23 protein-coding genes and 1 tRNA gene are annotated in these 26,515 nt (G+C 49.1%); 5 read left to right on the plus strand and 19 right to left on the minus strand.

The features are described 5' to 3' along the window. Positions 1–6 precede the first annotated feature (6 nt). The 19 genes from F3I20_RS08125 to F3I20_RS08215 all read right to left on the minus strand — a co-directional run bounded on the left by F3I20_RS08125 (position 7) and on the right by F3I20_RS08215 (position 18,984). The gene (locus tag F3I20_RS08125) at positions 7–735 is read right to left on the minus strand and encodes a TrbJ/VirB5 family protein (RefSeq protein ID WP_047955815.1); all 729 of its coding nucleotides are present in this window, start codon (positions 733–735) and stop codon (positions 7–9) included. 22 nt (positions 736–757) lie between these two features. Next, the gene (locus F3I20_RS08130; RefSeq protein WP_047955814.1) at positions 758–3,505 is read right to left on the minus strand and encodes a VirB4 family type IV secretion/conjugal transfer ATPase; all 2,748 of its coding nucleotides are present in this window, start codon (positions 3,503–3,505) and stop codon (positions 758–760) included. 11 nt (positions 3,506–3,516) lie between these two features. Then, positions 3,517–3,795, minus strand: a complete 279-nt coding sequence (locus F3I20_RS08135) for a TrbC/VirB2 family protein (protein WP_047955813.1) — start codon at positions 3,793–3,795, stop codon at positions 3,517–3,519. Continuing rightward, positions 3,792–4,436, minus strand: coding sequence for a lytic transglycosylase domain-containing protein (locus F3I20_RS08140; protein WP_047955812.1), 645 nt, complete (start codon positions 4,434–4,436; stop codon positions 3,792–3,794). The genes F3I20_RS08135 and F3I20_RS08140 overlap by 4 nt, the downstream gene beginning before the upstream one ends. Positions 4,437–4,508: 72 nt before the next feature. Next, positions 4,509–4,730 (minus strand): hypothetical protein, encoded by a 222-nt coding sequence (locus tag F3I20_RS08145; RefSeq protein ID WP_047955811.1) that lies wholly within the window; start codon positions 4,728–4,730, stop codon positions 4,509–4,511. A 395-nt stretch (positions 4,731–5,125) separates the two neighbouring features. Further along, positions 5,126–5,335 carry a TraR/DksA family transcriptional regulator gene (locus F3I20_RS08150; protein WP_047955810.1) on the minus strand — a complete coding sequence of 70 codons (210 nt, stop codon included), beginning with the start codon at positions 5,333–5,335 and terminating at the stop codon, positions 5,126–5,128. Then, positions 5,325–5,912, minus strand: a complete 588-nt coding sequence (locus F3I20_RS08155) for a DUF2857 domain-containing protein (protein ID WP_047955809.1) — start codon at positions 5,910–5,912, stop codon at positions 5,325–5,327. The genes F3I20_RS08150 and F3I20_RS08155 overlap by 11 nt, the downstream gene beginning before the upstream one ends. A gap of 53 nt (positions 5,913–5,965) precedes the next feature. Beyond that, the gene (locus F3I20_RS08160) at positions 5,966–6,160 is read right to left on the minus strand and encodes an AlpA family transcriptional regulator (protein WP_041165340.1); all 195 of its coding nucleotides are present in this window, start codon (positions 6,158–6,160) and stop codon (positions 5,966–5,968) included. Between the two features lie 349 nt (positions 6,161–6,509). Continuing rightward, positions 6,510–7,427 (minus strand): hypothetical protein, encoded by a 918-nt coding sequence (locus F3I20_RS08165; RefSeq protein WP_150059914.1) that lies wholly within the window; start codon positions 7,425–7,427, stop codon positions 6,510–6,512. 259 nt (positions 7,428–7,686) lie between these two features. After that, on the minus strand, positions 7,687–8,871 hold the full coding sequence (locus tag F3I20_RS08170; protein WP_047955807.1) for an MFS transporter: 1,185 nt from the start codon (positions 8,869–8,871) through the stop codon (positions 7,687–7,689). After that, entirely contained in the window at positions 8,868–10,103 is a 1,236-nt protein-coding gene (locus F3I20_RS08175; RefSeq protein ID WP_047955806.1) for an ATP-grasp domain-containing protein, read from the minus strand. The genes F3I20_RS08170 and F3I20_RS08175 overlap by 4 nt, the downstream gene beginning before the upstream one ends. 49 nt (positions 10,104–10,152) lie before the next feature. Then, on the minus strand, positions 10,153–11,508 hold the full coding sequence (locus tag F3I20_RS08180; RefSeq protein WP_047955805.1) for an FAD-binding oxidoreductase: 1,356 nt from the start codon (positions 11,506–11,508) through the stop codon (positions 10,153–10,155). Between the two features lie 45 nt (positions 11,509–11,553). Further along, positions 11,554–12,606, minus strand: coding sequence for a hypothetical protein (locus tag F3I20_RS08185; RefSeq protein WP_047955804.1), 1,053 nt, complete (start codon positions 12,604–12,606; stop codon positions 11,554–11,556). 8 nt (positions 12,607–12,614) lie between these two features. Continuing rightward, entirely contained in the window at positions 12,615–13,337 is a 723-nt protein-coding gene (locus F3I20_RS08190; protein WP_223813098.1) for an alanyl-tRNA editing protein, read from the minus strand. 71 nt (positions 13,338–13,408) lie between these two features. Continuing rightward, positions 13,409–14,461 carry a pyridoxal phosphate-dependent aminotransferase gene (locus F3I20_RS08195; protein WP_047955802.1) on the minus strand — a complete coding sequence of 351 codons (1,053 nt, stop codon included), beginning with the start codon at positions 14,459–14,461 and terminating at the stop codon, positions 13,409–13,411. Next, positions 14,458–16,041, minus strand: a complete 1,584-nt coding sequence (locus F3I20_RS08200) for a phenylalanine aminomutase (D-beta-phenylalanine forming) (protein WP_080346973.1) — start codon at positions 16,039–16,041, stop codon at positions 14,458–14,460. The genes F3I20_RS08195 and F3I20_RS08200 overlap by 4 nt, the downstream gene beginning before the upstream one ends. Positions 16,042–16,067: 26 nt before the next feature. After that, a complete protein-coding gene (locus F3I20_RS08205; protein ID WP_047955801.1) occupies positions 16,068–17,075 on the minus strand; it encodes a TauD/TfdA family dioxygenase in 1,008 nt (335 codons plus the stop codon). A 421-nt stretch (positions 17,076–17,496) separates the two neighbouring features. After that, the gene (locus tag F3I20_RS08210; protein WP_047955800.1) at positions 17,497–18,747 is read right to left on the minus strand and encodes a tyrosine-type recombinase/integrase; all 1,251 of its coding nucleotides are present in this window, start codon (positions 18,745–18,747) and stop codon (positions 17,497–17,499) included. A 161-nt stretch (positions 18,748–18,908) separates the two neighbouring features. Beyond that, positions 18,909–18,984 (minus strand) — tRNA-Asn (locus F3I20_RS08215). Between the two features lie 505 nt (positions 18,985–19,489). Between F3I20_RS08215 and F3I20_RS08220 the strand changes: the two genes are divergently transcribed. From F3I20_RS08220 to cbl, 5 genes are all read left to right on the plus strand, one after another. After that, the gene (locus tag F3I20_RS08220; RefSeq protein WP_150037517.1) at positions 19,490–20,413 is read left to right on the plus strand and encodes a sugar ABC transporter substrate-binding protein; all 924 of its coding nucleotides are present in this window, start codon (positions 19,490–19,492) and stop codon (positions 20,411–20,413) included. A 32-nt stretch (positions 20,414–20,445) separates the two neighbouring features. Then, entirely contained in the window at positions 20,446–21,930 is a 1,485-nt protein-coding gene (locus tag F3I20_RS08225; protein ID WP_150013753.1) for a sugar ABC transporter ATP-binding protein, read from the plus strand. Between the two features lie 23 nt (positions 21,931–21,953). Beyond that, entirely contained in the window at positions 21,954–22,979 is a 1,026-nt protein-coding gene (locus F3I20_RS08230) for an ABC transporter permease (protein WP_190285965.1), read from the plus strand. Between the two features lie 452 nt (positions 22,980–23,431). Continuing rightward, complete coding sequence (gene nac / locus F3I20_RS08235) at positions 23,432–24,349, plus strand: nitrogen assimilation transcriptional regulator NAC (protein ID WP_150037516.1); 918 nt, start codon at positions 23,432–23,434, stop codon at positions 24,347–24,349. Positions 24,350–25,487: 1,138 nt separating this feature from the next. Then, positions 25,488–26,447, plus strand: a complete 960-nt coding sequence (cbl, locus tag F3I20_RS08240) for an HTH-type transcriptional regulator Cbl (RefSeq protein WP_013358380.1) — start codon at positions 25,488–25,490, stop codon at positions 26,445–26,447. Positions 26,448–26,515: the final 68 nt, after the last annotated feature.

Raw genomic sequence — 26,515 nt, forward strand, 5'->3', positions numbered from 1 at the left:
ACCTCCTTATAAATTATTAAGGTCAGCAACAGGTGCCGTTAGCTGCTGCTGTTCAAAGGCTTTCTGTCTTTGCTGTTCCAGCAATGTCGTTCGCTGTTGAGCCTGTCTGACAGACATCTCCCACTGATTCGTCAGCGCATTTAACTGTACGCTTTTCGCCGCGATGGCGTTAGCCAGATCCTGAGACTCTTTCGAGTCCTGCGCATTCGATATACGGTCAGATAAGTCTGATATATCGCTGAGTGTGCTGTTGATCCTGTTTTCAACGTCAGTGGTATTCTCGATCGCCATTGCCTGATTGAGGATTATCTGTTTGCAACTGTCGGCCAGGGCCTGATATTTTATTCCTTCCTGTTCCTCGCTGCATACGCTGAACGATTTGTATTTACTGTAAAGGTGTTGCAGTTCAGAAGAATATGAACTGTTCTGCGTGGTCAGCAGATCATCCAGTGAAATACCGTTCTTACGGAGATTATCAATATCGGTTTTCAGGCTTCGGGCATCACTGAGAAAACTCTGAATATCCCGCACGCCGGTTGCGGTAGCCAGTTGCTTCTTATATGCATCAAGTTCACTTTTATAATGGGTAACTGTATTCTCCCATTGCTGTAATTTCTGCATCCACTGGTTAATGGATTCGGTATTCTGCACGGCGTCGAAAACCGGTATTCCGGCGCTGAAAGCCTGCGTCGAGAAAAATAACGATAATGCCAGAAGGTGATCCCGGGTACGCATTAATATTACCTCCGGTTGGCTTTCAGATTGCCCGCTCAAGGAAAGCGTCTTTCCATTCATCAGGTCGCATACCGTCCTGATAAATGGCATCGAATATTTTCAGGTTGTCCTCACTGCCGCTGAGAAGCCGGGTGAGTTTACCCAGTCCGGACAGATCCATTTTCGCCATTGCCACAAACGGGCGGGTTTCTCCGGCCTGCAACGGTGTTTTCAGGATGACCATATAATGCTCGCCCGGATCAAGGTTTCTGACCGTCTCATAAACGCTGTCCGGCACTTTCATTTTCTCCACGTAATCCGCATGGCTGGCTTTTGGATTGGCGAGGAAAATCTGGGTACCGCATTGCTCAATAATCGCCGGGGCGATGGGGTGTCTGACGATTTCATCCGGTGACTGTGTTGCCGGGATGAAGATACCGTTCAGCTTGCGGATGACCTTCAGCATATTGAGCGAGAAGCGGGAAAATTCGACATCGGCCAGCCAGCGCCAGAACTCATCCATAAACATCACCAGGCGGCGACCATCCAGCAGGCTGGTCACGCGATACAGCAGGTAAAAGGTCACGGGGCCGCGAATATCGTCATCATCCAGAAATTCGGTGCCGTCGATACCAAAGTTATCGACATCGCTGATGGTGAAAGTATCAGCCTCGTTATCAAACACCCAGCCGAACTCGCCCCCCTGCGCCCACTGTTTCAGGCGAATACGCAGCCCGTTTGTGCGGGCATCTGCAGTCGGCGGCTCTGGCAGCATTTCCAGCAGCCGGGTGATCCCGAACCGGCGGTACTCCGGCGGGTAGTCCAGCATGATGGTGTCAACGGCGGCATTGATCCGCTCCTCATCGCGCGGATCGAGCGGCTTACCGTTGCGGCGGCACAGCATGCGCACCAGACGTTTAATGAAACTGATGTTCCGGCGGGTTGGCTCCAGCGTAAACGGGTTGAAGCCGGTGGGCTCGCCGGTACGGATGCGGAAATAACGCCCGCCCGCCTGGCGGATCGCCATCTCCGCCGCCCGATCCTTATCGAAATACACTGTGGTCAGCCGTTTGATGGTGGCAGAAGGCGCAAACGTCGCCGGGTTGCGGTACTTCTGCATCAGTTGTTGCATGACCGTCATCAGCAGGGTTTTGCCGGAGCCGGTTTTCCCGATAATCGCCGTATTCCCTGGCGTTTTCTCACCGGTATCATCCCGCCCGGCCTGGCTGTCGTGAAGGTTCAGGTAATACCCGCCACCGCCGGGAGATGTGAGGATGGCGATGGCTTCCCCCCACGGATTGCCGCTGCGTTTGTGGGGATGGAAGTTATGCAGGCAGGCCATATCGGCAAAATTCTGGCTGCTGACGGCCACCAGTCGGGGACGCAGCGTATAGACGCCCGGCAGTTGCGCCAGATATGCGGCGGGCAGTGACAGGGTGGAGAGCGTCGTCATAATACCCAGATCGGCGAAGGGCTGGGCCAGAACGTTAGTGTCCTTCACCACCTGTCCGGGACTTTCTGAGGAGATCAGCAGGGAAAAGTGGAATTTACCGCACGACACATGCCCGGACTGCAGCAGGTCGCGCAGGACAATCAGCTCTTCGCGCTGGGAAATCGCGTCGTCGTCCGCTGAGTTCAGCCGTTTTTCCGCCAGCCGGATATGATGCTGCGCCTCATCCCGTGCCATGCAGGTAAAGGACTGCGTCAGAACATACTCGCTTTCGGCGTACAGCAGCGCATCCAGCATACCGGTATGGGTTTCCGGGGAATAATCCTTAATCTCAAGGCTGCGGAAGAAGCGGGAACCGCTGACCGTCTGGCATTCACCGGTGTCGGTGGTGAAAAACACGTCCGGCGTGCTTAACGTTTCATAAAACGGCGAGCGCGTTACGGCCACTTTCTGCCACTGGCCGGTGATCAGGCGGTGGAAGAACGCCATTTGCGAGGAATATACCCGCCCGTTTTCTTCATATATCCCCAGCGGCATTGCCATATAGCGGGATAATGAAGATTCCAGTGCTTCGCGGTATTCCAGCATGATTTTGAGCGCGTCATCCAGTGCTGCCAGGCGTTTACCGTGCGACTGCGCTTTCATGGTTTTCTTCTCAATCTGAGAGAACGGCGCGTAGCAGACGGTGAAAAAGAGCCGGTGCCGCCAGAACGGTTTTTCTTTTACCGGCTGGTAATACCGACGTGTTACCTCATCGGAAAAGGGAATGCCGGAATCCGCCTCAAAGACATCATGATATTTTTCACGGAGCCGGTGAATATAGAATGTTACCGGCAGCCCCTCATACGAACGAATAACGTTATTCAGGTGCGTGGCCATCAGGGTCAGGAGATGTTCGTCTTCACATTCAAAGACTGTGCCGCCCAGCTCCCAGGTGGCAACCAAATCACGGTGACGATTTCTGATGACGTAGGGGTGAATATGGGAGGAATACGGAATATATTTATCCAGCGTAATACGCTCGTTTAATTTCATTTTCTGAATAAACTCCGAGACATCAACGTTATCGTACTGGTTTGCCAGCAGGGCATTCGCGCCAAAATGGGTATTGGTGAAAAGTCGTCCACGGGTTTTAAACGCCAGCCAGAGCAGACTGAAATAATGAATATCCTTTCGGGCTTTGTTTTTCATTTCCGCCCAGGCAGGAATGAGCAGAACCGCCAGGTAATAGCTGACATAGACCGCCAGCAGGACGATGGCCCCGCTGACGAGAACGAACGGCACCAGAGGAATACCCATAATGGCGGCAGGCCGCGTCAGTGCTTTATTCAGCGTAGCCATCGTTGCCTCTCTTATGACGCCCAGTAGGCACCGAAGCCGGACGCGCCGACAATCAGGATCGCGCCGATGATGACGTTACGCATGTCGTGCAGGCTCTTGCCGTCGAACAGCACCTTGTAGCCCACCCACATGGTCGCCAGCGTGATGGTGACGGCGGCCAGTCCCAGCAGGCCGGTCGAGGTATTGCTCAGTGTTTCATTGGCCTTGTTAAAACCACTGTCCGCCGCCAGCACCGGGGAAGACAGCAGCACGGAAACAACAGCGTAGTAACGGCGTTTATGCATGATCATTTCTCCTCATCAGGGATAACAGGGATAGCGCCGCGAATGACGGAACCGGGATAATGCAGGGAAGTCAGGATCGGCGCAGTGGCACCGGCTGGCTCGTCGCGCAGCACAACGGCGGGATAGCGGACAGGCGGTTGCGCGTTCCGGTCAGGGTCACGCTGCCGGTCTTCCCGGGTGGACGGGACGACATAGCCAATGCGCTGCACGTAGCTGGTCTGGTTAAAGGCCGATTCCGGTCGCTGGCCGGTTTCAAAGTTGCCGGAGTAGTAACAACTGAGCGCCCGTTTCAGTGTTCCGCCGCGCCGGTAACAGTCGGCGAGAATGCGCTCAAATACCGACAGATTGATGCAAGGGTTAAGCAGGTCGCTGGCCGTGACGCCGTAATGGCGGAAATTGGTGCTGGTGATTTGCATCAGGCCGACCGAATAGCGTCGGCCCTGTGCAGCCAGCTGTCTGGTGAGGTGGATCGCCTCCGGCAGGCTCGTGGGGAAATGTGAAATCACGCCCCGGCTGTCTGGCAGAGTTTCAGCAATGGCGTAAGGGTGGAAACCGGATTCGACCCGTGCGACATCAAGTGACGTGGCCGGGTGAATACTGGCGGCGCACTGCACCGCCAGTGCCAGAAAGGCAGTGGTGGAAAGCATGCTGGCCTCGTAACAGAGAGAACGGCGGCTTATAGAAAAGTACGCCGCCGGTGGAGAAGAAGAGAAAATGGATTAAGCGGCAGAGGCATCCTGTGAAATGTCGCTTTCTTCTCTCGGTTCGAGCAGCACCAGCCTGCCGGAAACCGCAATACCGGGTATCAACACGATATTCAGGCCGGGCTTGCAGTTATGCGCGAAGGCAACGCCAACTTTTGTCCAGTACGTGTTTTTTTCACCCTGTGCATCGGGCTGACTTTCCTGGGTGACAAATACGTGATAAATGGGTTTTCGCATGAAGTCTCCTCTAATAAAAACATCGATGAGTTAAATAAATGTCACATCCCAATTCTGCATTCCGGTTTTAACGGGGCAGCGAGAACATTCAGCGGCACCCTGAATTGTGGTCACGTGACAGCCCGATCCATTTTTTTAAAGAGCAATACCCGGCCCGGACGAATTAACGTCTATCTTGGCAACCATGCTGTAATGGCAATTTCAGGATCGGATATTTATCGCAGGATATAAACGACAAACTCAAAATAAAAAGAAGAGAGATTAATAAGTGGGGAATTTAAGATGCTATGAGAAGGATAAAAGTATAAAAAAGAAAATAGAGACTCATTTAAATTTAATGAGAATGATAAGGACGTGCAGAGAAATAATATCTTCGCACGTCATTGTTGCCATGATTAACGTCTACGGCGCTCAAGTTTTTCCTGACATTCCGTACAGGTGGTTACGCCCGGCAATGTCTGTCGTCGCTTTTCAGGAATGGGTTTACCGCATACACGACAGTGGAGTAATGACGGTTCTAACCCAGGTTTAAAACGATTCTGTTCAATCATCTCCTCTAGTCGCTGTTCATTAAATTCCTGATCGCGATCAATCTCATCCGGCATGGGGCACCCTCCTGTTAGCGACGACCTCCTGTTCGCACAGCGTAATACGCTTCCAGACCGTTGTGAGTGACAGTCCTTCGGTCCTTGGCAGCAGGGATTCAGTCACCTTCATCATTGCTATCAGCGCGTCGGGCGATTCCAGGTTGTCCACCCGGCATCGTTGCCATTGCCGCCAGATCTCGGTATCCGTCTCTTCATCTGGCTCAGGTGTGCGCCCATATGGCACGCTGATACCCAGTAACCGTCGGCGAAGGCTGACCTCATTTGACGTCAGGCCAAAATAGCGGTTGAGCAAAGCGATAGAACCACCCAGGCGGATAGCGCGTTTAATCTGCTGTTGTCGCCGATATTCCTGACGTGCCTGTGTCAGTAAATGAGACAGAACATCATGGCTGACAGTAATCGAAATGAAGGGTGCCGCCGTCCGGCTGACAGTAAACAGTTCATCAAGAGATAACTGATCGAGAGCATTTATTTCGTCGAAAGTAAATCCCAGAGCTTCGCAGTGGCGAATATTGCCTTGTTTTAGTGCATGCAGTGCATCGGTCATGATGGCGTAATTAATTGATGGGATCATTCTGTTATCTCCTCAATTTGTTGGGAGGAAAGTTGAGTACATAAACGGATGTTTTAACTACTCTCACGTCTGGATAATTTCCGGTTGATCCATTCATCAAGTTCCGATTCGAGCCATGCCACACTGGCAGGGCCGATTTTAATGGAACGAGGAAAGTCGCCATTTTTCATATATAGGTAGATCTGCGAGCGTTTCAGGCCGGTTTTTTCTTCGACCTGTTTTAAACGTAATAACTGGTGTGTTGTCATTGTCTGCTCCTGCATCAAAATTAACCGAGGTATCCGACAATCATAAAAAACACAGGTAAGAGCGGAGGGAAAGTTTCTGAACCCTTATTAAGGGTTACAATACCCTTATTACGAGTTTTTAGGATGAATGAAATGTCTTAACTTTTGCGTTTAATTGCCAGAGTAGTGGCTTGTCCTTTTTAGTAGATAATCGATTTGATAGTTTGATTATTCTATTAGGTGAGAGATAAGGCAGGTTTGATATGAAAAGAAATGGGATTCGACAGGGAATGAAAAAAATTAGTGGGAGTGTGAGCACGTATTATGAATGGTTTTACAATTGATATGGATATTATTCGGGTATGCCATATTATTTTGAACTCTGATTCGGGGATCCGCGTTCAAGCGCTCTTTTCAGCGTGTCCGCGCTCAGATGATCGGTAATACCATCGACTGATGCCCATTCTTCAAAAATGGGAAGAAGTTTATAGGGATGCCTGAGCAGTGGACTGATCGAATCATTATGTTTGCATGCTAACCAGAATAAGCGTGAGAGAGGTGTGGAAAGCCTACTGGATGAAGTGTGGGTAAAGCGATCTGCATGTGTACCGAGTAATTTATCAAGTTCCTCTTGTCGTATTACAAAGCAGGCATCTTCCGGGAGTTCATAAACAGGAAAATATCCTTTACCGGAAAAATTCATGAATCTGTTTACTGATTCATCCTCATAAATATCTGCAATGATATGCGCCGGTAATCGCGTGATTTGCTGATTAATTCTGTCCTGCCATGTCTTTTTTTCAAAAATCTGATATGATTGGCCTGCCAAAGCAATTGTAATACCATAATTGGCATTATTTGCACCTGTAATAGGTAACGGCATATTTAGAGAATGTGCAAGTAGTCGCTGAATGAGAACGAATTTATGTCCCAGCATACCTATGTTCATGACTAATTGAGCAGGTGAGATATATTCCCCCTCTGTACTGAGAATTAAACCTTTACCATTTAAAAATACATTTCGTTCAAGCATGCAAAGCCGATATGGTAGAGAATCGCCTACTGGGCGTAGTTTTATTTTGTTCACTGAGGAACGAATTTTTCTCAGTATAACAGGTGACTGAAAGTATATCGAAAGTGAAATGTTACCATATAAGGCATGTCGATAAATATCATATTCTGCTATTTTTATATCCCTAAGTTTATTGGTTATTTTTACTGCTTCACGGATGGTAACCCAGGCTGGCTTAGGGAAAAAGGTATTGACTTTACTAACATCATTTTGCATAAAATAAACTCCTTGAATATCACAGAGTAAACATGATATTACTTGCTATGCTTAATAATTTTACTCTTGTAATCTTTGATGTATTTTAAAAAATCGTGTGCCACTGCCTACGGATAAATCAGATTATATACTCAGAAAGTTTTAAGATTGTCATGCATGATGTTCGTAAAGTTAATGATGCCGTTTTCCGCAGCATTCACATACGTTGCGGTAACAACTGTTACCACAATCATTATGTTATAGTGTTGGCCTCGTCTGATTATGAAGAGTCTGCGAAATTTTTATCCGTATCAATACCGATTAAAGGTCGTTTCTGGAGTATTGATAACCATGCTCCAGCTGCTGCAATAAAACAGGTCAAAACTCCCAACAGGAAGGAAATAACACTCAGCTTTCCTGCAATAAGTAACAGCCCTGCTACTGTAGCAGTGGCTTCAGCAGCGCCCCAGACACAGGTCTGTATTGCCATTACAACAGATCGACGTCCTCGCCAGATTCTAACTGCCTGCGCCTGATACAACGGACCACAAATCATTTCTCCGGTTACTATCAGGACGACAACGATATACAGAACGGCTTGCTGCTCAGATGAGAATATTAATAATGCACATCCTGAACCGATACATAAGTTTGAAATAACAACCCGCCATAGTCGGCTTATCCTCTGTGAGAATGAAGTGATATAAACCTGTCCGATAATGATGATAATACTTGATAGAAGAAATAGAGTGCCTACCAGTTCACTGGAAAACTTTTCCACCGCATAGGTCGGCAATACATAATAAAACTGGGCATAGCCAACCATCGTCAGGAAATTAATCACCATAAAAGCGATAATTTGGTGATTACCAGTATCCTCTGATGAATTCGCTGTTTCACTTTTTGTGTCAGCCACCTCAGGATGGGTTGCAGAGGGTAGAGGACGGGTGGCTATTGCGCCCAGTGTCCCAAGTAACAAGGGAAAGGCAACAAACCAGTAACCTGTACCTGAAAGCATGAAGGACGCCAGAAATGGTGCAATACCAGCGCCAGCATTGGCTGCAACGTTTTCATATGAAAGCACACGCTCATGCTCGCCGTCATGGAAAACATGCACGATGTATGAAATTTGCGATATGACTGATACAGAGTTAGTCAGGCCAAATAACGTTGCAAGAACAATCCAGACAAAGATATCAGAAACGCCCATTGCTGCTGCAACGAGCATCAGGAATGCTGATATGGCAACACCCAACAGCGTCAGTGCGATCTCTGCTTTTCGTTCTGTTTTGTCCAGCAGGCGATGGAAAGCGAGCGCGCCTGTACGGTTCGCCACAATAGCAAACCCGACGACGATACCGGCAGCGCTACTGCTGAGTCCCACAACGCTATTAAGCCAGACAGCCATGAAGGGATAAAAAAAGCTCCAGGCCGCAGCTGAGAAAAAGCGAATAATGTATATCATTTGAATACAGGTATCCTGTCCCCATGGTCAGTTTTTACGCGTATCAGGTTGATTTCCTGCTGAACAATGTCGGTGTACCCGGTAAGCATCCCGACCCACGAATAATCCGATACCCCCACAGGCTGGATGCGGCTGCCTGGACTGGCTATCGGGGTATGAATGGATGAAATCGCCGGAACGTCCCATCCACGGATAACCGATTCTTCTGCCAGACCATACCAGTAGCTCAAGGTATTATTGATCTGCGCTGCTTGGTCATATGCGGGGACGGATTCTGCCAGACCTAATGGGAGTAATGCTGCATGCTGCAAAACAGTTGAAGGAGAATATCCATAGGCCAGAGCAACCTGTTCTACGATAGTTGCCCCACCTAAACGTCCCATATTGGCATCAATAAGATATGCTGTCGTATCTGTGGCGATAAATTCACAGTGGAAGAATCCGTTATCAAATCCTGAACGTAAGACAAGATCGTGAATAGCCGCCTGAATTTTTGCATGTACGATGGGCTCAATACCGCAGTCGTTTGGAAAATGGTTTGCCACCTCAGTAAACCGAACTCTTTCACGTCTGGACAACCCTAGGTAAATAGTTTTACCTCCCTGCACAAATCCTTCCATGCTCACTAGCGTTCCTGAACAATATTCTTGGATAATCCAGGGAAGGGTTTCACAGGATTTAGCACCGCTTGCTATTATCGCTGACTTGATCGTATGCGTCGGGTCCCGGTCTGCTTCAATATGCAGTGTGGATGTAGCAAGCGCGCCTGAACCGATCGCTGGTTTCAATATGATCGTATTGTTTTCACGTACCTTAAGCCAAGGTAGAACGAATTTATCTTCGGAAAATGAGATTTGTACCTCTTCCGGAACATGCTCAGGGACGATCTTACCGACCGCATATTTTGACGCCAGCTCAGCAAAGACGGAGGGTGGTCCTCTAAAGTTAAACTCCTCCGCGATTTTGTTGACCATCGGGAATAATTCATCAAAAAAAGTAGTAATGCTGTGGATATTCTGAGTGACATCCGGATTGGCATTCAAATAGTCAGACAGAGCATTATGGTCAGAAAAAAGAGGAATACATTGAACATCACTAATTGCTTGTAGGGCATCGCCACAAAGTGCAGATTTATCAATAGAAAGAATAAGGTCGTGACCTGCATTGCGAATAGCGTCACTAATATATTTCACCGATATCTTGTTTATTCCTACGATTAATATGTATTGCATACTAAATATTCCCGTTTTAGTGTAACCAGAATAGTTCTGCTGAATCCGCTCAATACATTTTTGCTGGATTCATGATATTATGTGGATCCAAAGCAGACTTAATGGCTTTCATCAAATGCAGGGCTGCACCATGCTGCACTGGCATCCATTTTATTTTTCCCTGTCCGACACCGTGCTCGCCACTGATGGTTCCACCATATGACAAAGCTCGTTCAGCCAGACGACTCAGAAATCCCTGTATAACAGGAGTTTCTTCCTCTCCTTCACGGAGCATAAGTAAAAGATGGAAATTACCGTCTCCAACATGCCCTATTAAGGGAGCCTTGAGCCCTGTATTCGCGATATCCGTTTCTGTTGCAGAAATACAAGCACTCAGGCATGACAGAGGGACACAGATATCCGTAGGGATCCCCTGGCAACCTTCATAAAAGGCATGGAATGCCCACCACGCATCATGACGTGCTACCCACAGTGCTTCTCTTTCTTCTGGATGAGAAGAAAGCTGTACTTCCCCCCCGTACCTGTGCACATGTTCTTCAAATAACGCAATATTACCTGGCATTGACAGGCTATTAACGTGTAACTCCACAAACAAATGCGGTTTTTCTGATAATCCCAGTTTTGAATAAGCATTACATGCCCGAACTGCGGAAACATTAAGGAGTTCAATACGTGCAATAGGTAGTGCAGATTTCAAGGTGTCTGTCACAGCCCTGACGGCATTCTCTACTGAGTCAAACGCACAAACACCGGAAAGAATAACTTCAGGGAGTGGATGAAGCTTAACGGTTAACTCACTGAAAATGCCTAGTGTGCCTTCCGAACCAACGGCAAGTGAAAGCAGGTCAAGCCCCATAGCTGATTTCACCGCTCTGGATCCTATGTTTGCTATAGACCCGTCAACCATGACAAGACGGGCAGCCCGGACATTCGTTGCCATCGTGCCATAACGCACTGAGTTTGTTCCTGAGGCACGGGTTGCGGCCATACCGCCAATTGAGGCATTTGCACCTGGGTCAACTGAAAAAAACAACCCTGTTCCCCGGAGAGCTTCATTCAATTGTTCGCGCGTGACACCGGGCTGGATTGTCGCGGTCATATCTTCAATGCTGATGTCCGTAATGGCATTCATTTCAGAGCAATCAATGCATATACCTCCTTGCGGGGCATTGATCTGTCCCTCGATCGAGGTCCGGGCACCACTTGGTATCATGGGCAGTCCTTCAACAGAACAGAACGTCACGATATCCACGATATCCTGCTCATTTCGGACGATCACAACCCCATCGGGAGGACTAAGAGTAATTCCCGTCGGAGCTTGGCAGTACTGTTCTCTGAATGTCGGCTCCGTATGAAAATGATCGCCAAATTTTTCCTGTAATTTTTCGATAACTGATATGTTCATTCATTGCCTCCATTGTAAATATAAAATCAGGTCTTTATGGTGGAACTATTCTGGCTTTTTAAACCCTGATGGTTTTCTGGCAGTTCGACCGTCATATTCTGGTCTGCCTGAAATGATCAATTCCAAAAAATAAGGATGTGCATTCTCATCCTCAAGCTGTCGTCCGGATTTAGTGTGTACCTCAATAGCGGAAAAGAGATCAACAAGTCTGTCCTGTATTTGTTCAATTTCCGGCGATTTAAGCGTAACCATTGCACTAAATTTAAATGTCCCATCTATGTCAAAATATTCACTTTTTTCGGGTTTGGACAGGGATTTCTCAGTTTCATAACACATAAATTTGTCTTTAAGATTAATAGATTCTGGGGTCCTTGGCATTCTGAGTGTCGGTGCAAGGCGAACAAAAGGGGCTTCCTCATGATTTCGTTCTTTTGCTACAAGACTCAAAAATTCGACCACACGAGAATCGAATGCAATGTCAAGTTGATGGCAAACTTGTTTAATTTCAGCCACGGATGCAGTGTCAACCATATATAGATATGTCATAAGCGGCCATAAATCAAAATTGTTCTTAAATCCTCTAATTATTTCATCAGAAATAATAAATTCGCGTTCATATCGACTTAGGCTGAGTGCGCGGCGTAATATTTTGGAATCATGGTCTCTCAGTTCTAGTCTTGAAGACAGATCTCTTGTTTCTATTCCTTTCCCAAATAGCATTTCATGCATATCAGAAGGTAATAAATCCTTAAAATAATGCCAGAAATAATCAAAGCTTGATTTGCTTGATGTTTCTATACCAAGAGAGTTGTGGAGTTCTACTGCTGAGTCTATACTGAGATATTTCCTGCCTGCTTCGATATCACGATAATAATTAGCAGAAAAAGGAATATCTATCCCTTCCAGAAATGTCGAAACTTTAAGATGTCCCCTTTCAACACGAAGTTGTGTCAGGAATGAACCAAGAGCATGTTTTTCATCTGTCTTGTTAGACGTTTTACCAGGGAGACTATCTACGTGTTTTGTTTCGTTTTTATCTGTTCTCATACCAGAGGCTACCATCGTTATTTGTTGATTAGATATTGACTCTATAGACATCTACCAGGTTAACCTGAATTATCAGAGAGCCTGAGTGCTATACGCGTCATGTTTTTTTTGATTTTCAACGTGGAAAATATCATCCCGATCTCTTTTGTATCTTTTACATGTGTACCTCCACAAGGAATTGACCATCGTCCACACTTCCATATCCGAAAGTTATTTCCCTGTTCGGGAACATTTACAGTTTGTATCTCATGTCCCGATGAACAAAATTCATTTAGTTCTGTTGTTGCCTTTTCAAGAATATCTTTATCAATATAGTCAAGAAGTTGATAATGATTCTCTCCGCTTTCATCATTGAGTGGTGAACGAACAGGGTAAGGGATTGAATGGCCTGTTACCTGCTCGAGTATACAATGGATCAGATGTACAGCCGAGTGTATACGCATCTGGTGATATCGCAGATCCCAATCAAGAATAGCAGTCACTTGCTGACCTGCCTGCTTTTTCAGCAAGTCAAAACCGATCTCATTAATATCAAGATAGTGTCTGATCTCTTCATCTTTTCGTTTTGTTGTGAGAACACCGATTTTTTGTTGTGATGTCAGCATATCCGGTAAAACAAGATAACCTCTGTCACCCAATTGCCCACCACCCTGTGGGTAAAAAATGGTCGGACTGAGGACACAATAGGGAGAATTTGACTCATCAAGGTTAACATGAAGGAGTCGCGTTTGGGTTTGACTTAGATAGGGGGCTGTATGGTATAGCCCAGGTACTTTATTCATATTCTTAAACCTCAATTGAATAGATACTTTTAATTATTTATTTGAATGAATGTAAATAACCTTGGCAGAATCTATGCTTTTAGTTCTTTCTCTAAAACAAAGAGTAACTTTTCCATTTGTTCCCGGGGTCCGAATGAAATTCTCAGGCAATGATCCAAAGAATAATCGGTCAGCCTGGCTATAAGGAAACCTTCACTGTTAAGACTGTTCTGGATCTCCCGGCTGCGTTCTTCACTGTCAAATTCAACAAAGACGAAATTGACATATTGGGCACTGGCTTTGACTCCGTAATCTTCAAATAAATCTACCAGTTTTCTTCCCCAGCTAAGACAATATTCTGTTGTTTTGAAAAGATGCTCACGATCCTGTAGTGCATGTTCACCAGCAAGAGCAGATAAAGCACTGACATTGTAAGGCGCCCGGCGAGCTTCCAGTTGTGGATACAGATCTGTGCTGACGTAAGCCCAGCCAAGACGCAATCCGGCAAGTCCATACGCTTTTGAAAATGTTCGTAAGCATATTGAGTTAACGCGTTTATGAACTATTTGAATACCTGCCGTATTTTCGATATCAGGTGTAAATTCTGCGTAGGCCTCATCAATGATAATGGTCGTTTCTGGCGGTATGGTTTCAACTAAAGATATCATTTCTGAAGGTGCAATATAGTGACCCAAAGGATTAGAAGGATTAACTAGGACCAGAATGTCAGGTTTATGACTGACCGCCTCTTTTAAATCCTCAGGGAGGATGCGCCCACTTTTCACTGGGATCTCACTGTATAAGGCTCCGAGAATATCAGTTCTCTTTTTGTACATCATAAAACTGTGACGAGGAGCGGTAAGCCGTGCACCCGGTTTCAGCAGACTACGCAGTGTGATATCAATCAGTTCGTCAGAGCCATTACCCGTGATGATCTGTTCCGGATTAATATTCCAGCGTTCTCCAATTGCTGCTCTCAGTGCATTGTAGGTGGGATCGGGATACAGGCTCAGCAAAGACAGATCATATTGTCCTGTTTGTATTATGTCTGGTGAACCCAACGGATTTTCATTGGCGTGCAGGCGGATGGAAGCATTATTATTTGCTCCCTCAACACATTCCCGGATTTTTTTAGAGAACATCATGAGTGGCCTCCAAGTATCCGGGATACGAGTTCTTCCAGATAAGGTGTTATTGACTCGTCATGGTCCAGATAAGGGACTGACTCCCTCACTTTTGCGTACCACAGGCGACCTGAATTTCCTAATTTTGTAGCATCCCTGATATCAGCTGCCTGAGCGGCGCAGATCAACTCAAAAGCAATAACATAGCGGGTATTCTGGAGCACCTCCGCCGTCCTGCGAGCAGCAACCAGACCGAAAGAGACTACGTCCTGAAAATCACCTGTTGTTGTTAGTGTTTGTATTGATACAGGTGTAGCCAGAGAACGATTTTCCGCTGTGACAGAAGATGACATAAACTGTCCCCCCATTAAACCAAACCGCAGCCCACCATTTTCTGCACATAGAAAAGAGGGGAGCCCGTTGCTGTTCGCACTGGTCAGCAATCTGTCTATTCGCCGGTCAGATAAGTTACACATGGTAATGATTGCTATCGTCAAATAGTCCATCGCGGCGGATATATACTGTCCGTGAAAATGACCGTTATGGAAAACCTGACCGTTTTCGGGTGTGATAAGGGGGTTATCATTTGACGAATTTAATTCATTACTCACTATTCGTTCCACAAATTCTATTGTCTCCAAAACCGGGCCAAGTATCTGTGGTGTGCAGCGAATTGAATAGGCATCTTCAATCGGCATATCTTCTTGTTTGATGCTATTCGTAAGCCTGCTTCCGAGTTCTGATGAAAGCTGTATATCATCAACCGCCAGCCTTGTTCCCTGGAGGTTATTCCATATCATCTCTGCAATTTTTTGCTGGCCTGTATGCGGTTTTAGTTGATGAACGTCGGGATGAAATGGCCGAATCCGGGCAAGAAGCGTTTCTGAGGCAAAGGCGGAGATTGACGCATATTGTTCAAGAAGTGACCTGGTTTCGATGACATTCAGGGCGGCAAGCGCAACCATGCAGGAGGTGCCGTTGATGAGTGCCAGCCCTTCCTTATAACTTAGCTCAAGCGGTGCGAGCCCCAGCTGGTGCAGAATATCTTCTGCAGCCAAGCGTTCACCATTGAACCAGGCATTGCCCTCACCAGTGAGCATACGGGCCATGGCTGCCAGTGGCCCCAGATCTCCGCTGGTGCCCAATGACCCTTTACGTGGTATCTCAGGAATCAGACCAGCGTTGTAGATTGCGATAAATCGATCGAAATTTTCCAGAGATAATGCTGAGTTGCCGCGAGAAAGTGAGATAATTCGGGCGAACATAGTTGCCCGGCAAATTATATCTGAAAATCTTTCACCAACATTTGTCGCAACACCACGGATAAGGTTTTTTTGTAATTCTTCAGCCCTTTCGAGCGGAACGAGATGATCGACAAACCCACCCATCCCAGTGTTGACACCATATATAACCGAGCCTTCTTTCACTAATTTTTCAAGGGCTCGTCTTGATGCGGCAATTCTTTCTCTGGTTTCTTCTGAAGCAACTATTTTTTTACTGAACTGAGAGAATTCAATAAAGTCTTTCAGACTGACGTTACGGCCTGGGCTGAGAATGAAGGTATCGCCTGTGGATGTGCTATTATGCTGTGTAATATTCATGACCATTTTCCTTCTGTTTGTTTGAATTAATGTTCAGTCCAGTCGGCAATAATGACGTTAATCTCTCTGTTTCCTGAAAATGCATGCCTGCCATGAGCAAACTGCAGGTTATCGAGCAGCAAAATATCGCCGGTGTTGAGATTCACGTCCTGTTCTAACCCCTTGACCAGATGAAATAAGTTAAGTGTCAGTTCTTCCGGTAGCGGTTCTCCATCGCCGAAACACATGGATTCGAGAAGTTCAGGACAATTCTGAGCAGCTTCTTTTAACTCTTCTTCGTCTTCGTTTCTGGAATCCACCCGTGCCCATTCAATCATCGCAGCAGCACCCCAGAAATGTGCCTGATTGCACCAGATCAACTCATTTTTACGAGGATGCTGACGCACCGGTGAAATACAGTCCTGCCAAAGGATTAAATCATCATTCCACCATTCAAATTCCCAACCCCTGGAGCGGCAGGCAAACTCTGCCTCTTCTTTTGTTTTTGCAGAAAGCGCTTCCTGCCAGCTTTTTTTTATTCCGGGTTTCAGATGAACTCGGTTTTCATCCGGCAGTGTTCTACGCAGTCTGAGGCCGCGTTCTGTCAGAAGTTGTAATGTTGAAGGCTCGACCAGTTTTGTTATTCGGCGCATATCGCCAATGGTAGATTCTCCGCCCTCTGTGGCGGGTTTGACGCAAGAGAAGGCAATGATTTCCGGTGGGTGTTTTACATAGGCCATTTCCTGATGGAGGATGATTGACCATGCCGGAGGCGTTCGGGTTGCCTCCATCACTTTACCTTTTATGGTTGAACGGGGAGATGAACCACCAATGTAATCTCTGGTGCGAAAACCTAGCGCATTCATTATCACTTCAAACACAGCGGGTTCTGCACTTTGCACAACGCCGCGTAGTAGCAACGCTCCGTTATTGAGCACTGCTTCCCGAATATCTGGTGCAGTTTGAGTAAAGAAGTTTTGCGTATCAGTGACCGATAACCCATCAACGGTGAATCCAGACAGTCCACTCTCATTACATTCTTTCAACATCACCATCTTAGTCTCCTTGAGTCTTAAGAAATGTTGATATGTCTGTCTACTAATTAATCGCCATGAATCATCAAAGTCAACAAAAAGATTATTTTTTCTTTTAAAAGAAATAAAATGTACTCAAACATCTTTTATTGATATTTAATTTATTTAAAATCAATAAGATATAAAAAAATAAAACTATTGGAATTATTTTTCATTAGTTTGTTTCTCCAGTTGTCGTTTGCCAGGTTTTTGGGTCCATCGATAGTAAAATCCTGATTAAACTGGGCTTTGCGAATCAATGAGTACCATTAAAGATCAGCTGCTTACTTAAATAATTACCGAGTAAGCTTGAGGGGGGGAGATTGCGGCATGGCAGTATAAAAAAGGCCCATGATTAATACGATAATGGGCCGTTCTGTAAAGCTAAGATATTATGAATATTTTAATTTTTTTCAAAAAGATATGGTGAAATAAAAACCTTTCGATTAATTGCAAGATAATCCGACCACCATTGCATCATCGCTTTTCGAGCATCAAGGTATTCCGCTTTATGTATGTAAGCCGCCCGCACGCTGTTGCGCTCCTGATGGCTCATCTGGCGCTCCACTGCATCCTGCGACCATAAACCGGACTCCATCAGGGCGCTGCATGCCATTGCCCTGAGGCCGTGACCGCAGATATCATGTTTAGTGTCGTAACCCATAAGGCGCAGTGCCTTATTCACGGTGTTTTCACACATCGGTTTATATGGGTTATGGTCGCCGGGGAAGACCAGCTCACCATCACCGGAGATATCTTTAATCCGTTTCAGAATGGCGATGGCCTGTTCTGAGAGGGGTACGATATGAGCAGTGCGCATTTTGGCACCGCGCCCGGAATAACGCACGCCTGCAATGGCTTCGCGTGTGGCGGGTATCGTCCAGGTTCTATTTCTGAAATCTATTTCTGACCAGCGGGCAAAGCGCAGCTCACTGGAGCGAATGAACAGATGCAGCGTCAACAGGACGGCAAGCCGGGTCAGTTCACGGCCTTGATGATATGCCTCAATACGTTCAAGCAGTTCAGGCAGCCGCTCCAGTGGCAGGGCGGGATAATGCCGTCTGACGGGAGGAGCCGTTACGCCGTCAAGGTTTGCCGCCGGGTTGCTGTCGATTAACCCCTGATGAACTGCATGACGCATGATGTTGCTGAGGTGCTGCCGCGTGCGGGACGCAACTTCAAGCAGTCCTTTTTCCTCAATCCCTTTCAGCAGGCCAATGAAATGCCGGGGTTTAAGCTCTGAGACTGACAGGTGGCCGATAACCGGAAATACATGATTGTTCAGGCTGGCAAGCAGACGGTCAGCGGTGTTCTGCGACCATTTTTTATTACTTTTATGCCACGCCAGTGCCACGATTTTAAATACTTTCTCCGATGTGTAGGCTCCGCGTTCAACTGCCCGCTGCTGTGCCGGGTTGATGTTCAGCGCCAGCATCTTACGGATACCTTCGCGCTGCTGGCGGGCATCAGACAGGGAAACGGCAGGATAGGCACCCAGTGCAATGCGGGATTCTTTGCCGTTTATACGATATTTGAGATACCAGTGACGTGAGCCGCCCGGTTTGACAAGAAGATACAGACCGTGAGAATCGGAGACTTTAAAGGATTTATCAGAAGGTTTAAGAGTGCGGATTTTCGCATCGGTAAGGGACATATGGGGGTCACTCCATTATCGAACTAACCTGACCCCAGATTTGACCACCAATTTTTCCCGATGCGGAGGATTAAATCAAAATACACCGGGAAGAATTTTCACGCTAACCTCTTGAATCAGTATCAGATAAAGATTCGCAAGGAGGCATGAAAACAGGAAATTGGCTCCTCTGACTGGACTCGAACCAGTGACATACGGATTAACAGTCCGCCGTTCTACCGACTGAACTACAGAGGAATCGCTTGAACGGGGCGAATATTAACGGCGCTGATCCCGCTTGTCAAAGCCCTGTTTACTGAATTGCGTTCAGATGCTCGTAAAAGCAGCGGATTGGCTGTTTTTACGCACTTCTGCTGGCTTTTCAAACTGCCAACAGGATCTCACTTTACGGGCATTTCTCGGCAGATGTTAGAGGCATGTCAAAGTTTTGTTGTTTGCCGATGTTAAAACAGCTGTTTCAGTGCTTTTATGATAAAAATTTCAAAACGAGATTATATGGAACAAATAAACTGCTTATCATCACGGTCGTGATTATCATCCGGAAATGAAACGGCATTCTTAAACTAACTGTTTGCAGATCAAGTGATTGTGAAAAGGAGTGGTCGATCACAAAAATAGCCATAACCTGAAGTCTTACCTTAAATTTCCTCAAACAGACGCCAGACAGGCTGGATGAATGTAAAAGATATTTTTCATTCGCGCGTGCAGCCGCTGAGCAAGTTAACAAATAAGAAGGGTCCCTATGAACATTAAAAAAACGATTGTCGCCTCACTGTTAGCCTGCATGTTACCTGCCGCGGTTATGGCAAAAGATATCTCAGTGGGTGTCTCAATGGCGCTGTTTGATGACAACTTCCTGACGATTCTGCGTACGTCAATGCAGAAGGAGATGCAGAAGGATGGCGTTAAAGGCCAGGTTGAGGATGCAAAAGGTGACGTTTCACAGCAGCTTCAGCAGGTTCAGAACTTTATCGGTCAGGGCGTGGATGCCCTGATCGTCAACCCGGTCGACACCAATGCGGTGAAACCGATTATGGATCAGGCGAGCAAAGCGGGTATCCCGCTGATTTTTGTCAACCGCCGTCCACAGGCAGAACTGACCGGCAAAATGGCCTATGTGGGTTCCGATTCAGAACTGGCCGGGCGGTTACAGATGGAAGCGCTGGCTAAAGCGATGAACGGCAAAGGCAACGTCGCCATCCTGATGGGTGACCTGGCGAATGAAGCGACCCGCGACCGTACCAAAGGTGTGGAAGAAGTCGCCGCTAAATTCCCTGGCATCAAAATCGTGCAGAAACAGACCGCCAAATTTACCCGTAACGACGCGGTGGATGTCGTCAGTAACTGGATGACGGCGGGCGATGAAATCAATGCCATCGCGTCGAACAACGATGAAATGGCGATTGGTGCGCTGCAGGCGCTGGGTAAAAATCCGGACAAAATCCTGATCGCTGGCGTCGATGGCACGCCGGATGCACTGCAGATGCTGAAGCAGGGCAAGATGGTCGCTACGGTGTTCCAGGATGCGCAGGGCCAGGGTGAAGGTGCGGTGCAGACGGCGGTCAAACTGGTGAAGGGCGAGAAAGTCCAGAAAATCATCAACATCCCTTACCAGCTGATTACCAAAGAAAACATGGAACAGTTTACCAATCGTAACCTGAAATAATCGTTCCCGACCCAGCTGTACGGAGGTGATGTATGAACGCGTTTGCGCTTGAAGCCGAAGGCATCAGCAAGTTCTTCCCCGGCGTCAAAGCTCTCGACAACGTGTCGTTGCGGGTGCGTCCGGGAACGGTACATGCCTTGATGGGCGAAAATGGCGCGGGCAAATCCACTTTAATGAAGTGCCTTATCGGGATGTATCGTCCCGATAAGGGCACCATCAAAATTAAAGGGGAGCCGGTGCAGTTTCAGGACACCATGGACGCGTTGCGTTCCGGCATTTCAATGATCCACCAGGAACTTAATCTGGTGCCTTTCATGACCGTCGCCGAGAATATCTGGCTCGGCCGTGAGCCGATGAAGTTTGGCTTGGTCGATCACGCCCGACTTAATCAGAAGACGCAGGAACTGCTCAACCGCCTGAATATCCGCCTGAAAGCCGATCGGATGGTGGGTGAGCTGAGTATTGCGTCGCAGCAGATGGTCGAGATTGCCAAAGCGGTCTCCTGGGATTCAGACATCGTCATTATGGATGAGCCGACCTCCGCGCTGACGGAAACCGAAGTGGCGCATCTGTTTACCATCATTCGCGATCTGCGGGAGCAGGGCAAAGCCATCATCTACATCAGCCACAAGATGGATGAGATTTTCAACATCACCGATGAAGTCAGTATCTTCCGCGACGGCAGCTGGATCGCCAGCGATCAGACGGCGAAATATACCCGTCAGTCACTGATCACACAGATGGTAGGACGCGAGCTGACGCAGTTGTTCCCGAAATTCAACAGCGCCATCGGCGAAGAGGTGCTGACGGTGTGTAACCTCACCTGCAAAGATCGTTTCACCGATGTCAGTTTCAGCGTGCGCCGGGGTGAAATCCTCGGTGTCGCCGGGCTGGTGGGGGCCGGTCGCAGCGAGGTGATGGAGAGCCTGTTCGGCATGGAGAGTTTTGACAGCGGTGAGATCCTGATTGATGGCGTACCGGTGACGATCGACTCACCCTCAACCGCAATTGAAAAGGGCATGGCGTTCCTGACCGAGGACCGTAAAAAGTCCGGCCTGTTTCTGGTGCTGTCGGTGATGGAGAACATGAGCATCGTCAACATGCCGGAGTACAGCGGCAAAAGCGGTTTTGTCAGTCATGTGAAGATGGCGCAGGACTGCATGGAGCAAATCCGTCGGCTCAATATCAAAACGCCGACCATGGATCAGATCATCAATAACCTCAGCGGGGGTAATCAGCAGAAGGTTTTGATTGCCCGCTGGCTGCTGGCACAACCGAAGATTCTGATTCTGGACGAACCGACGCGCGGTATAGACGTCGGTGCTAAAGCGGAGATTTACCGCTTAATCAGTGAACTCGCCAACCGTGGCGTGGCTATCATCATGGTCTCCTCTGAACTGCCGGAAATCCTTGGCATGAGCGACCGGGTGATGGTGATGCACGGCGGGCGTATAACCGGCATCCTCAATAAAGAAGAAGCCGATCAGGAAACCATTCTGTCGTTGGCATCCGAGTGAGGCGCGAGACCACTATGAGCAATATGAAAGCTACTGCTACCCCGGCAGCCCCGCAGCAACCCTCTTTTTTTGCCAGCCTGCGCCATAAACTGCCGAAAGACACTGGCATTTTTGTGGTGATGGTGGGGATTGCGTTGATTTTTGAAATGTTCGGCTGGTACGTGCGTGACCAGTCTTTCCTGCTCAACACCAACCGTCTGATCCTGATTGTCCTGCAGGTGGCGATTATCGGGATTATCGCCGTTGGCGTGACCCAGGTCATTATCACCACCGGTATCGATCTCTCGTCCGGCTCCGTCATCGCCCTGGCGGCGGTGGTCGCCGCGAGCCTGGCGCAGACCTCTGACAGCCTGTCACCCATGTATCCGTCGCTGGTCAATATGCCTGCGGTGATCCCTATCGCGGCCGGTATCGGTGTGGGGCTGCTGGCGGGTGCGGTCAATGGTGTACTGATTACCCGTACCGGCATTCCGCCCTTTATTGCCACGCTGGGCATGATGGTGTCGGCACGTGGTCTGGCGCAGTATTACACCCAGGGTAATCCGATCAGCTTCCTTTCCGATGGTTTTACCTCAATCGGTCAGGGTGCCATGCCGGTCGTGATTTTCCTGGTGGTGGCACTGCTGTTCCATATCGCCCTGAAACATACCCGCTACGGTAAATATGTTTACGCCATCGGCGGCAACATGACCTCGGCGAAAGTCTCCGGTATCAACGTTAATAAGTATCTGATCATCGTCTACACCATTGCCGGTGCGCTCTCTGGCCTGGCGGGTGTGGTACTGGCGGCGCGTGTCAGCAGCGGTCAGTCGAGCATGGGGATGTCCTACGAGCTGGATGCGATAGCCGCAGCCGTTATCGGCGGCAGCAGCCTGATGGGTGGTGTCGGTCGTATCACCGGCACATTAATCGGCGCGGTTATCCTCGGTCTGATCAAAAGCGGATTCACCTTCGTGGGTGTTGACGCCTACATTCAGGACATTATTAAAGGGATAATCATCGTGGCCGCGGTTTCTATCGACATGCACCGTAACCGTAAAAAACGTTAATCAGCAGGCGTTGCCTTCTTCCGCAACGGGAGAGGGCAACGGGTGCTTTTTGTCTTCAGGAAGCCTCAGCGATAAGAAATCCCGCTGATAGCGGTTACATTCTCAGTCAGTTAGTTAATGCTTTTCTGTAAGCCCGGCAAGCCTTCATCCGGTGCAATGCGTTTCCACTGCACTAAAACTGTACAGCCCGTCATCACTTTTCTGCACGTCTGACTCGCAGCATCTGCACTGCCACAGTGCGCCCGCTCGCGTCCTCCATTGCTATTACGCATTCCTGATCCTTATTAACCCTTAAGAGGTAATCAGAAACGCTTATTTTCCGGGCCGTTAGGAAAAATCTGGCTGACGGGCAAGTCGCAGGATTTAAACCTGGCCTGCATCTTGCAAAATCTCTGTCATCAGAGCGATGGGCCAGACACCTTTCGCTATTCAGGGTAAGTGACGGAGGCAAGATGAATTTAAGACGACTGAAGTACTTTGTGAAAATCGTCGATATCGGCAGTCTGACGCAGGCAGCCGAAGTGCTGCACATCGCACAGCCTGCACTCAGTCAGCAGGTGGCAACGCTGGAGAATGAGCTTGATCAGCAGTTGCTGATCCGCACCAAGCGCGGGGTCACGCCAACGGAAGCCGGAAAGATTCTCTATGGCCATGCGCGTACTATTCTGCGTCAATGCGAGCAGGCCCAGACAGCGGTGATCAATGCCGGTCAGGTGCTGAGCGGCCAGGTGTCGATTGGACTGGCACCGGGCACGGCAGCCTCTTCGCTGACTATGCCGCTGCTGCAGACCGTCCGCGATCAGTTTCCTGAAATCCTGGTCTACCTGCACGAAAACAGCGGCAGCGTGCTGAATGAGAAAGTGATGAACGGTCAGCTGGATATGGCAGTGCTGTACGATCGCGCGCCGACTGCCGGAATCAACAGCGTGCCGCTGATGAAAGAAGATCTCTTCCTGGTCGGTGCAACCGATTACCCAGGTGCCAGCGTCGATCTGGCCGATGTGGCACAGATGAGCCTGTTTTTACCGCGCGACTACAGCGCAGTGCGCAAACGGGTTGATGAGGCCTTTTCACTGCGTCGCCTGAGTGCGCGCATCATTGGTGAGATCGAATCGATTTCAACCCTGACCGCAGCAATTTCCAGCGGCATGGGTGTCACCGTATTACCTGAATCCGCCGCCCGTGCGCTGGTGGGTTCGACGGATGCCTGGATGTCACGCATCAACAGCCCCTCACTGAGTCTGCCTTTGTCGCTGAACATCTCCGCCCGTTTGCCGCTGTCGCCTTCTGCACAGGCCGTGAAAAATATCCTGCTGTCACTGCTGAATAAGCCGCTGAATGAGGAGCGGGAGTTGATGTTAGTGAGTTAAGGGTGGAGGGATTTTGCCTGCCTGGCGGTGGGCTGGCTCTGAGAAGGTTTCGCCCGCCAGGCGTGAGGGAGTTTCAGCCTGCCCGTGCAGGCGGACGCGTCAAGGGGCGGACGCCCGCCCCTTAACAATCCCGGCGTCCGGCAGCCTGCGCGCCCCGCTTCGCGGGGTGCCTTCGTCACGCCCTGCGGCCAGCGGACCGGCCGGACGCGCCATCCCTGGCGCGAACCGTCCTTTCGCCGACGTCCTGTCGGCTCATCCTCGCCTCCGGTTGTTCCTCAGCGCTACGGATGCTTCTGGCAGACCCCTGCCGGTGAGAAAATTACGCTGTGCAGCGGGCTTGCACTGAGCGGGTTACGCCCGCCAGGCGAGGGGGAGTTTCAGGTTGCCTGTGCAGGCGGACGCGTCAAGGGGCGTACGCCCGCCCCTTGACAATCCCGGCGTCCGGCAGCCTGCGCGCCCCGCTTCGCGGGGTGCCCTCGTCACGCCCTGCGGCCAGCGGACCGTCCGGACGCGCCATCCCTGGCGCGAACCGTCCTTTCGCCGACGTCCTGTCGGCTCATCCTCGCCTCCGGTTGTTCCTCAGCGCTACGGATGCCTCTGAGAAACCCCCCGCCTGTGATTTCTTTTTGTTTTCTCTGGTGCTGTGTTGTCTGCTGAACTGCAAAGCCAATCCCGAAAACGTAAAGCGATAAAGTACCCAACACAAAAAGAAGAGATAAAAGCGGGGAGAGGGAGGCCGTCAGAACCGCTGAGCGTATGAGGGATTTCAGGACGAGCGACAGGGATGTCGCGAAGAGGCGGGTTCGCGCCAGGGATGGCGCGTCCCGCTGGTCCGTAAGAAATCCGGAAGAAGCGAAGGGACCGCGAAGCGGCGGTGAAGCAGGCCGGAGCCCGGGGTCAAGGGGGCGCGGCGACTGGCGCCCCCTTGTCGGTCGCCTGCAGAGGCAGGTCTGAAACTGCCCGGCTCACCAGGCGAACGAAACCTTCTCCTGGCCCGTTCGCGCAGCGAACACCTCAGCGCATCAGCGCAACCCCCTTTATTCCCTAAAGTCATAAAGCCAAATTTTTTAGTATTTCCTGTTATCAATAATAGTTCTTAACATCGGGGAATCAGATTATGTAAAGAGAGGTAAATGCCGTGAATTTCCAGCAGCTTAAAATCATCCGCGAGGCGGCCCGCTGTGAGTTTAACTTAACGGAAGTCGCTAACACGCTGTTTACCTCTCAGTCAGGTGTCAGTCGGCACATTCGTGACCTGGAAGATGAACTGGGCGTTGAGATCTTTATCCGTCGCGGTAAGCGCCTGCTGGGAATGACCGAACCGGGTAAAGCGCTGCTGACCATCGCCGAACGCATCCTTGATGAAGCGGGGAAGGTACGACGTCTGGCCGATGTCTTTACCAATGAAACCAGCGGCATTCTGACCATTGCAACGACCCATACTCAGGCGCGCTACAGCCTGCCGAAAATCATCAAAGCGTTTCGTCAGCTCTACCCCAACGTCCGGCTGGAACTCAATCAGGGATCGCCACAGGAAATTGTCACCATGCTGCTGGCCGGTGAAGCGGACATCGGTATCGCCAGTGAAATGCTGGTCAATAACAGCAGTCTGGCGGCGTTCCCCTGGTTCAGCTGGCATCATGCGTTGCTGGTGCCGAAAGATCATGAGCTGGTGCAGAATCAGCCGGTTTCACTGAGCACCCTCAGCCGTTATCCCCTTATTACTTACCGCCAGGGTATCACTGGCCGTTCGCGGGTTGACCGTGCATTCCAGTCGGCGGGTTTAAAACCGGATATCGTGCTCAGCGCCCAGGACTCCGACGTGGTAAAAACCTACGTTAAACTTGGTCTCGGCGTTGGGATACTGGCCGATCAGGCGTGTGAAACGGAAGAGAGTGAAGAGCTGGTACGCATCGACGCCACACATCTGTTTGATGCCAGCACCGTCTGGCTCGGCCTCAAGCGTGGACAGCTGCAGCGCAATTATGTCTGGCAGTTTCTGGAACTCTGCAACGCTAATCTGTCGCTGGAGGAGATCAAACGCCAGGCACTCTCCTACAGTAATGACGACGAACCGGTCATCGACTTCCAGATTTAAAGCGCGTGCGCATCCCACCGGATGCGCGCCCATTTCCGCACAGCATAAAATTTCAAATCCCCGCGAAA

It is taken from the genome of Candidatus Pantoea gossypiicola, from assembly GCF_008632075.1.
Lineage (GTDB): Bacteria > Pseudomonadota > Gammaproteobacteria > Enterobacterales > Enterobacteriaceae > Pantoea > Pantoea gossypiicola.

Excerpts from the sequence above, each read along its gene's own strand:
- F3I20_RS08200 (WP_080346973.1), bottom strand. The coding sequence starts at position 16,041 with ATGAATATTACACAGCATAATAGCACATCCACAGGCGATACCTTCATT.
- F3I20_RS08140 (WP_047955812.1), bottom strand. The coding sequence starts at position 4,436 with ATGCTTTCCACCACTGCCTTTCTGGCACTGGCGGTGCAGTGCGCCGCC.
- F3I20_RS08205 (WP_047955801.1), bottom strand. The coding sequence starts at position 17,075 with ATGGTGATGTTGAAAGAATGTAATGAGAGTGGACTGTCTGGATTCACC.
- F3I20_RS08225 (WP_150013753.1), top strand. The coding sequence starts at position 20,446 with ATGAACGCGTTTGCGCTTGAAGCCGAAGGCATCAGCAAGTTCTTCCCC.
- F3I20_RS08210 (WP_047955800.1), bottom strand. The coding sequence starts at position 18,747 with ATGTCCCTTACCGATGCGAAAATCCGCACTCTTAAACCTTCTGATAAA.
- F3I20_RS08175 (WP_047955806.1), bottom strand. The coding sequence starts at position 10,103 with ATGCAATACATATTAATCGTAGGAATAAACAAGATATCGGTGAAATAT.
- F3I20_RS08130 (WP_047955814.1), bottom strand. The coding sequence starts at position 3,505 with ATGGCTACGCTGAATAAAGCACTGACGCGGCCTGCCGCCATTATGGGT.
- F3I20_RS08165 (WP_150059914.1), bottom strand. The coding sequence starts at position 7,427 with ATGCAAAATGATGTTAGTAAAGTCAATACCTTTTTCCCTAAGCCAGCC.
- F3I20_RS08150 (WP_047955810.1), bottom strand. The coding sequence starts at position 5,335 with ATGCCGGATGAGATTGATCGCGATCAGGAATTTAATGAACAGCGACTA.
- F3I20_RS08195 (WP_047955802.1), bottom strand. The coding sequence starts at position 14,461 with ATGATGTTCTCTAAAAAAATCCGGGAATGTGTTGAGGGAGCAAATAAT.
- F3I20_RS08185 (WP_047955804.1), bottom strand. The coding sequence starts at position 12,606 with ATGTCTATAGAGTCAATATCTAATCAACAAATAACGATGGTAGCCTCT.
- F3I20_RS08180 (WP_047955805.1), bottom strand. The coding sequence starts at position 11,508 with ATGAACATATCAGTTATCGAAAAATTACAGGAAAAATTTGGCGATCAT.
- F3I20_RS08155 (WP_047955809.1), bottom strand. The coding sequence starts at position 5,912 with ATGATCCCATCAATTAATTACGCCATCATGACCGATGCACTGCATGCA.
- F3I20_RS08230 (WP_190285965.1), top strand. The coding sequence starts at position 21,954 with ATGAAAGCTACTGCTACCCCGGCAGCCCCGCAGCAACCCTCTTTTTTT.
- F3I20_RS08145 (WP_047955811.1), bottom strand. The coding sequence starts at position 4,730 with ATGCGAAAACCCATTTATCACGTATTTGTCACCCAGGAAAGTCAGCCC.
- F3I20_RS08220 (WP_150037517.1), top strand. The coding sequence starts at position 19,490 with ATGAACATTAAAAAAACGATTGTCGCCTCACTGTTAGCCTGCATGTTA.
- F3I20_RS08190 (WP_223813098.1), bottom strand. The coding sequence starts at position 13,337 with ATGAATAAAGTACCTGGGCTATACCATACAGCCCCCTATCTAAGTCAA.
- F3I20_RS08125 (WP_047955815.1), bottom strand. The coding sequence starts at position 735 with ATGCGTACCCGGGATCACCTTCTGGCATTATCGTTATTTTTCTCGACG.
- nac (WP_150037516.1), top strand. The coding sequence starts at position 23,432 with ATGAATTTAAGACGACTGAAGTACTTTGTGAAAATCGTCGATATCGGC.
- F3I20_RS08135 (WP_047955813.1), bottom strand. The coding sequence starts at position 3,795 with ATGATCATGCATAAACGCCGTTACTACGCTGTTGTTTCCGTGCTGCTG.
- F3I20_RS08170 (WP_047955807.1), bottom strand. The coding sequence starts at position 8,871 with ATGATATACATTATTCGCTTTTTCTCAGCTGCGGCCTGGAGCTTTTTT.
- F3I20_RS08160 (WP_041165340.1), bottom strand. The coding sequence starts at position 6,160 with ATGACAACACACCAGTTATTACGTTTAAAACAGGTCGAAGAAAAAACC.